Source organism: Actinocrinis puniceicyclus, assembly GCF_018283645.1.
Classification (GTDB): Bacteria; Actinomycetota; Actinomycetes; order Streptomycetales; family Catenulisporaceae; genus Actinocrinis; species Actinocrinis puniceicyclus.
On sequence record NZ_JAGSXH010000298.1, the window covers coordinates 1 to 1,657 of the forward strand.

Sequence of the window (1,657 nt, forward strand, 5' to 3'; positions counted from 1 at the left end):
ATCGAGATATCGTGAGGCGTGGACGCGTTCGTGTTCGCGTTGCAGGTGGTAGTCCCAGTAGGCGTCGAGGTCGCCATTGGCGTGCAGGGCGCGCAGGCGCAGGACGGCTTCGGCACCGGCCAGACCCCAGCGGGCTCCGGTGATGTCCGTGCGGTCCTTGACCAGGTGGCGTACCGCACCTTCGATGACGCCGGTGGCGATCGGCCAGCCTGAGGCCAGCGCGTGGGGATAGTTCAGGTATGGGGCCTTGGCCAGCAGGTAGTTCGCGGCCTGGTCGGCGGCGTCTCGCTTGTTCGCGGGCAGTTCGGCATGGGTGGCCTTGCGGCGGATCGCGGCGGCGACACGGGTGGCGTGTCCGTCCAGGATCGAGCGCAGCATCCCGCCGACCCACGCCTCGACCCGGGGGTCGCCCTCGGCGAAGAAGCACCACGCGGCCTTGCACACGTACTCGACCACGTGCACGAAGTCGACCACGATCGTGATCTCGATCCCGCGTGCCCTCGCCTCGGCGCGGATGCGCTCGATCTGGTGGTTGTTGCCGTCCACCAGTGCCACCCAGGTGCGTTTGTGGTGCGGGTCGCGGCGTTCGGCGTGGTCGAAGGCCTCGGCGATGACCTGGTCGGCGCCTTTCTCCACGCTCGCGGTCAGCCACTTGCCGCGCGCGCTGGGGCCCGGCTCCCGCTCGCGCTGCGGATCGGTCGGCAGGGGCACGATGTCGGCCGCGACACGCGGGGCCGCGACCGCGTCGTAGACCGCGGCGACCTGCGCGATCCGTTTGCGGTTCGTCTTCTCCCCGCGCGACAGGCGTGTGGCCAGCTTGTTCTTCGCGCCGGCCGCGGCCTTGGCCGTCGAGGCGCGCAGCGCCTGCGGCCGCATCACGATCCCCTTGCCGTCACAGGAGATCACCAGCAGCTTCTTGTCGGTGTCGGTGTCGGTGTCGGTGTCGGTGTCGGTGTCGGTGTCGGTGTCGGTGGCTCCCGACTGGTTGTAGAAGTCTTCGAAGTCGCGCGCCGCATCCACGTCCAGCCCTTCGAGCTGCCGCTTCGGTACAACGATCCCGGTCTGCCGCGCGAGCTGGTCCTGAGCGTGGCCGTAAGAACCGGCGACCGCCGTGCGCACCGCGCCCTCGCGCAACCCGTGTGAGTACTTCTCCCGGGGCAGATTCAGCCCCGCGTCCAGCGGGTGCAGGTCCACGCCGCCGCGCCGCCGATACGCGATCCGCCCCACGGTGACCTCCCCGAACACGCTCGCCAGGCAGGTGGCGCGTCCCGGCTCGGCCCACCGGCGCACCGCGCCATCCGCGTCGGTGACCTGCGCGCGGCGCTCCTCGCGTTCGGCACGCAGCTCAAGATGCGCCTGCAACAGCAGTCTTTGCAGCTCGCGTCCCGTCTGCTGCATCACGCTCTCCAGCACCGCGTGCTCGCTGCCCCCGGCCTCCGCTCCGTCCAGCCAGGCGATCTCCCGCTCCAGGCACTCGCGTGCCGCCGCGAACACATCCACGCCCCTCGGCGCGTATGCTCCCACCAGGGCTCCTTTCCCTCGTTTCTTGCCGTCAGCAAGCAGGAACGTAGCGGAAAGGAGCCCTCTGTGACGATCAGCAGCGTGCAATCGCCCGAGATCACAGACCTCGAACACGCACCCTCAAGGAGCCGCACCC

General features: G+C 69.8%; 1 protein-coding gene. It reads right to left on the reverse strand.

What is annotated here, in order from left to right:
• A partial coding sequence (locus tag KGA66_RS28875; protein ID WP_211472756.1) for an ISKra4 family transposase occupies window positions 1–1,524 on the reverse strand: 1,524 nt, incomplete at its 3' end.
• Between the last annotated feature and the right edge of the window lie 133 nt (window positions 1,525–1,657).